Source organism: Bradyrhizobium sp. 23, assembly GCF_023073295.1.
Classification (GTDB): domain Bacteria; phylum Pseudomonadota; class Alphaproteobacteria; order Rhizobiales; family Xanthobacteraceae; genus Bradyrhizobium; species Bradyrhizobium canariense_D.
Map to the genome: position 1 here is coordinate 25,057 of NZ_JADPJF010000001.1, position 6,038 is coordinate 31,094.

At 62.4% G+C, this 6,038-nt stretch carries 4 protein-coding genes and 1 pseudogene; 1 reads left to right on the forward strand and 4 read right to left on the reverse strand.

Annotated features, from left to right (window positions below):
* The 4 genes and pseudogenes from IVB32_RS00165 to IVB32_RS00180 all read right to left on the reverse strand — a co-directional run.
* Nucleotides 1-197: pseudogene (locus tag IVB32_RS00165) on the reverse strand (cupin domain-containing protein); the annotation flags it as partial.
* Nucleotides 198-278: 81 nt separating this feature from the next.
* The gene (gene clpA / locus IVB32_RS00170; RefSeq protein ID WP_018455181.1) at nt 279-2,684 is read right to left on the reverse strand and encodes an ATP-dependent Clp protease ATP-binding subunit ClpA; all 2,406 of its coding nucleotides are present in this window, start codon (nt 2,682-2,684) and stop codon (nt 279-281) included.
* A gap of 290 nt (nt 2,685-2,974) precedes the next feature.
* Complete coding sequence (clpS, locus tag IVB32_RS00175; protein ID WP_018455182.1) at nt 2,975-3,307, reverse strand: ATP-dependent Clp protease adapter ClpS; 333 nt, start codon at nt 3,305-3,307, stop codon at nt 2,975-2,977.
* 781 nt (nt 3,308-4,088) lie between these two features.
* The gene (locus IVB32_RS00180) at nt 4,089-4,427 is read right to left on the reverse strand and encodes a phasin family protein (RefSeq protein ID WP_007603238.1); all 339 of its coding nucleotides are present in this window, start codon (nt 4,425-4,427) and stop codon (nt 4,089-4,091) included.
* Nucleotides 4,428-4,811: 384 nt separating this feature from the next.
* On the opposite strand from IVB32_RS00180, the gene IVB32_RS00185 reads away from it, so the two are divergent.
* Nucleotides 4,812-6,038, forward strand: a 1,227-nt coding sequence (locus tag IVB32_RS00185) for a D-alanyl-D-alanine carboxypeptidase family protein (RefSeq protein ID WP_247409486.1), incomplete at its 3' end; no start/stop codon positions are given.

Genomic DNA, 6,038 nt, shown 5'->3' on the forward strand with positions numbered 1-6,038 from the left:
GCGGGCACCAGCATGTCGACCAGGCAATAGCGTCCTGCGGTCTGCGCGCCCGACACCAGAACCGTGTAGGTGCCGCCGGCCACAGAGATATGCGGCACGTCAGCGCCGTCGGGATCGGCGACCGTCAGGGCGCGGCCGGGATCGTCGGCGGGGATCGAGGAAGCTGACGACGAGTTTGCAGAAGGCGTGTTGGTCATATCGGATCTTCTTGCTTATATTTGGCTGCCAACGAGAAAGGCCGGCTTCTCAGCCGGCCTTTTCAATTCATCGCGCGCAGATCAAGCCTTGACCAGCGGGCTCTTGGTCGGCCCCTTCGAGCCGCCGGGGCCACCGGGCTTGGACTTGCCCGGCGGGCGCTTGCGGGCACCCGGGAGCTTCTCCTGCTTCGGCGTGACCGGACCCTCGACGAACTCGAAGCCGATCTTGTCCTTGGTTTCGTCGGCCTCGTCCTTGACCAGAACGACGCGGACATGGCCGCCACCCTTGAGCTTGCCGAACAGCACCTCGTCGGCCAGCGGCTTCTTGATGTGCTCCTGGATCACCCGAGCCATCGGACGTGCGCCCATCTGCTCGTCGTAACCATGCTTCACCAGCCAGGTCTTGGCGGGGTCGGACAGTTCGATGGTGACATCGCGATCGCCGAGTTGCGCTTCGAGCTGAAGCACGAACTTCTCGACCACCGTACCGATCACCTCGACGCTGAGATGGCCGAACGACACGACGGCATCGAGACGGTTGCGGAATTCCGGCGCGAACTGCCGGTTGATCGCCTCGTGGTCGTCGCCTTCGCGCTTCGAGCGCGTAAAGCCGAACGCCTGCTTGGCGAGATCGGACGCGCCCGCGTTCGTGGTCATGATCAGGATCACGTTGCGGAAGTTGACCTGCTTGCCGTTGTGGTCGGTGAGCCGGCCGTGATCCATGATCTGGAGCAGGACGTTGTAGAGATCGGGATGCGCCTTCTCGATCTCGTCGAGCAGCACCACGCAATGCGGATGCTGGTCGACACCGTCGGTGAGCAGGCCGCCCTGATCGAAACCGACATAGCCGGGAGGCGCGCCGATCAGGCGCGACACGGTGTGCCGCTCCATGTATTCGGACATGTCGAAGCGCAACAGCTCGACGCCGAGCGACGCCGCCAGCTGTTTTGCGACCTCGGTCTTGCCGACGCCGGTCGGACCCGAAAACAGGTAGCAGCCGATCGGCTTCTCCGGCTCGCGCAGGCCGGCACGCGCCAGCTTGATCGAAGCGGCGAGCGATTCGATCGCCTTGTCCTGACCGAACACCGTGCGCTTCAGGGTCTGCTCGAGATGCTTGAGCACCTCGGCATCGTCCTTTGACACGCTCTTCGGCGGGATCCGCGCCATCGAGGCGATCGTGGTCTCGATCTCCTTGATGCCGATGGTCTTCTTGCGCTTGTTCTCGGCGACCAGCATCTGCGCCGCGCCGGATTCGTCGATCACGTCGATCGCCTTATCCGGCAGCTTGCGGTCGTGGATGTAGCGCGAAGAGAGCTGTACCGCAGCCTCGATCGCCTCGTTGGTGTATTTCAGCCGGTGGTAGTCTTCGAAGTACGGCTTGAGGCCCTTGAGGATTGCGATCGCGTCCTCGACCGTCGGCTCGTTGACGTCGATCTTCTGGAAGCGCCGCACCAGCGCGCGGTCCTTCTCGAAGTGCTGCCGGTATTCCTTGTAGGTGGTCGAGCCCATGCAGCGAATGGTGCCGGAAGCGAGCGCGGGCTTGAGCAGGTTCGAGGCATCCATCGCCCCGCCCGACGTCGCGCCCGCACCGATCACGGTGTGGATCTCGTCGATGAACAGGATGGCGTTGGGATGCGCCTCGAGCTCCTTCAGCACCTGCTTCAGGCGTTCCTCGAAGTCGCCGCGATAGCGCGTACCGGCGAGCAGCGTGCCCATGTCGAGCGAGAACACGGTCGCAGCCGCCAGCACCTCCGGCACCTCGCTGTCGACGATGCGCTTGGCCAGGCCCTCCGCGATCGCGGTCTTGCCGACGCCGGCCTCGCCCACGAACAGCGGATTGTTCTTCTGCCGGCGACACAGCACCTGGATCGCGCGGTTGATCTCGGAATTGCGTCCGATCACCGGATCGATCTTGCCGTCGCGCGCCTTCTTGTTGAGGTTGACGCAATAGGTCTCGAGCGCCTCGCCCTTCTTCTTGGCGTCCTCGCTGCCCTTGGTCTCGGTCTCCTCGTCGACACCGCGCACCGGCCGCGCCTCGGAGACGCCTGGCCGCTTGGCAATACCGTGGCTGATATAATTGACGGCGTCGTAGCGCGTCATGTCCTGCTCCTGCAGGAAATACGCGGCATGACTCTCGCGCTCGGCAAAGATCGCGATCAGCACGTTGGCGCCGGTCACCTCTTCGCGACCGGACGACTGCACGTGGATCACCGCGCGCTGGATCACGCGCTGGAAGCCTGCGGTCGGCTTGGCGTCATCGGCGCCGTCCGTCACCAGGTTCTCGAATTCGGTCTCAAGATAATTGACGAGGCTCGTACGGAGCTTGTCGAGGTCGACGCTACAGGCGCGCATGACGGCGGCTGCATCGGAGTCGTCGATCAGGGAGAGCAAAAGATGCTCGAGCGTCGCGTATTGGTGATGACGCTCGTTTGCGATCGCCAGTGCACGATGCAGGGATTGTTCAAGGCTTTGGGAAAAAGTCGGCATTCGCGTCCTCTATGGCCCCCACCATCATGATCGCCATCGCCCGGTCAGGCAACAACAACCTTTGTCACATATAGTTATACAAGATCGCGGCGAAAGACCGGTTCCGCGACTCAGGCGGCTGCACAGCTACGGTATTTTTTGATGCAAAACCCGTTCCGGTTTGGGCACGATCAGCACCGGTCCGAAATTCCGTAGTTTTGCCCTCTGCAACGAACATCGCGCGCAGACATCACGCGGCAATCACACTGCGACATGCACAAGAACGGGCTTCGAATGCGCCGTAACGTGTCTTACTTCTTTTCCATCACGCATTGCAGCGGATGCTGGTGCTTGCGAGCGAAATCCATCACCTGCGTTACCTTGGTCTCGGCGATCTCGTAGGTGAACACGCCGCACTCCCCGATCCCGTGATGATGAACGTGCAGCATGATCTTGGTTGCGGCCTCGGCGTCCTTCTGGAAGAATTTCTCCAGCACATGAACGACGAATTCCATCGGCGTGTAATCGTCGTTCAGGATCAGCACACGGTACAGGTTCGGCCGTTTGGTCTTCGGCTTGACCTTGGTGATGACGGACGTGTTTGGCGCGGAAGGACCGCCGGAACGGTTCTCGTCGTTGCTCATCAGGGCAGCGTGGGCGGCGGCGGCCGCGGACGGATCTGGTCTGGAAGACAGTTGCGGCATGGCTCAGGCGTTCAAATTCCCCACGGAAGCGTATGACGGTTCGCCGCGCAGCCCCGGCCTTCGGAGCTTCGCACAGGCGCACCGCCTTTTGGATCGCCGCTTCCAGCCGGTCCGGTCCAAACCGGATCGGCCTCACCGAATATGGGCCTGCCCCCGGCTCGCCGCAAGCGTGCGGCAGCTCGGCCGATGCGGCCATGGCGGTCCCGATTCCCGGTCCGGGCGATCCTCACCAAGGTTAATCAATCCGGACTGATTTGACAAAAGCTTCCGCCCCGCCGGTTTAGAAGATGTTCACCAGGAACCCGGCCAGCAACGCGGCTGCGGCGGTTTCGCGCGGGCTATCTCCGGTTTTCTACGGACCAATTGCCCCTCAATGGCGTGACGCGAAAACGGGCAAAGGCACAGATTTCCGGGGATCGTCACGCCTCGCAGATCGACGCGCGGCAGAAGAAGCTGTGCGATAACGCCAAGGCGGCGAACATCACGATCCATACGGTGCAGGTGAACACCGGAGCGACCCGACCTCCCGCGTGCTGCAGTATTGCGCGAGCCGCTCCGACAAGTTCTATCTGGTGACGAAGGCAGATCAGACGTCTCGATGTTCAAGGAAACCGGCACGCTGTGGAAGCTGCGCGTGGCGCGCTGAGACCTACACTTCGAGACAAACAAAAAAAGCCCGGCTAGTGCAGCCGGGCTTTTGATTCCAGGACGTCAGGAAACGTTAGCTGGCGGCCGGGGTGAACTTCGACACGATGGTCTCGACCGGCTTGAACGCCTGCTTGGCGAGGTCGCTGTAAAGGCCGGCGATCTTCTGCGATTCCGCGACGAAGGACTCGTAGGCGGAACGGGCGAATTCGGTCTGCGCTTCGACGGCCTTGTCCAGCGACTTCACGCCGGAAAGCTTCTCGACGAAGGACTTGGTGTCTTCGAACGACTTCTTGGTGTAGTCGCCATAAGCGCTGGCGATCGCCTGAAGGCCGTGCTGCATCGACGTCGCGGAGGCGACGTACTGCTCGAAGTGCTCTTTCCCGTAGCCCTGAAAGTCTTCAACCTTGAACATTCGGAATCCTTTTCCCTAGCCTGTCGGAAGCCCCGGCTCCCTGACTCTGCTCACGATTAGTGCAACGCACAAAAAAGTCAAGAATTTTGTGCGTCGCACAAAATTGCGGGCAAATTTGCCAAGATTCCCGGGGTTTCCCGCAATGGTTCCTTAAGCTTTTGGAAACCGCGGCCCCCTACCTTGATTCCCTGGACGTGTTCAACTTCCACAAGCGGCCAAAAGCCGTTGGAGAACATCACCTTAGCCAGAACAGCGGCTCAGGTCCAACGTCCCCCGCGGCGAACATCTGCGGAGGACAGCCTGAGCAGGTAATGATCCCGGGTCCCTTGGGCACAATTTCGCCTCACGAGCCGGTGATCAAGTCAGAAACGGGGACGGGGTTTCATGCTTCGTAAAAACTTGTCTTCCTCGCGCTTGGCGCGGGTTGGCGTTTTTGGGCTTCTTGCGGTCACGAGTGCAGTCATCTTCACCACCGATGCTGCCGAGGCGCGGCGCCACCGGCGTCACACCGCGCACCACCGCGTGCAGCGCGATGTGTCCGAGAGTTCCAGCCCGAAATTCGCGTCGATCATCGTCGACGGCAACTCCGGCTCCGTGCTTCAGGCCACGAGTCCCGACGGGATCCGCCATCCGGCCTCGCTGACCAAGATCATGACGCTCTATTTGCTGTTCGAGCGCCTCGAGTCCGGGAAGATGAAGCTCGACACCGAGATGCCGGTGTCGCAGCACGCCGCCGATCAGGATCCCACCAAGCTGAACCTGCGTGCCGGCCAGACCATCCGCGTCGAGGACGCGATCAAAGGTCTCGTCACCCGCTCCGCCAACGACGCAGCCGTTGTGATCGCGGAAGCGATTGGCGGCGACGAGGACGACTTCGCCCAGATGATGACGCGCAAGGCGCGTTCGCTCGGCATGTCCAGGACGGTTTACCGCAACGCCAACGGTCTTCCCAACGACGAGCAGGTCACGACCGCGCGCGACCAGGCCACGCTCGGCCGCGCCATCCAGGAGCGCTTCCCGCGCTACTATCGCTATTTCGCGACCTCGACGTTCAACTGGCGCGGACAGTCGATCCGGAACCACAATCATCTGCTCGGGAATGTCGAGGGCGTGGACGGCATCAAGACCGGCTATACTCGCGCCTCCGGCTTCAATCTCGTGACCTCGATGCGCCGCGGCAACCGCCACCTGATCGGCGTGGTGCTGGGCGGCCGTAGCGGCGGCTCGCGCGACGCCATCATGCGTAACCTGCTCGCGGAGAACCTCGATAAGGCCGCGACCACCCACACCGTCGCCGCGGTCACCGAACGCAACGGCTCCGACGCCGCTGCCGAAGTCGCCGATACATCGGACACCCCGGCCCGTTCCGCTCCGCAGGTCCAGGCGTCGGCTGCCCCTGCTCCCGAAGCAGCCCCGTCGCGTCTCGCCGCGCGCCTTTCGACGCTTGCGGCTGCGGCTGCCGCGGTGCCGCCGGCTCAGCCCAGATCTGAAGCCAATAGGCCTGAAGTTCGGCCGATAGAATCCAAGATCGAGCCTGCGCCGCTCACCAATGGCGTGATCTCGAGCCAGCCGCTCTCGATCATCCCCGGTTCGTCCGAACCGATGAAGCCG

Coding starts and splice junctions, on each gene's coding strand:
- IVB32_RS00180 (WP_007603238.1), bottom strand. CDS start 4,427: ATGTTCAAGGTTGAAGACTTTCAGGGCTACGGGAAAGAGCACTTCGAG.
- clpS (WP_018455182.1), bottom strand. CDS start 3,307: ATGAGCAACGACGAGAACCGTTCCGGCGGTCCTTCCGCGCCAAACACG.
- clpA (WP_018455181.1), bottom strand. CDS start 2,684: ATGCCGACTTTTTCCCAAAGCCTTGAACAATCCCTGCATCGTGCACTG.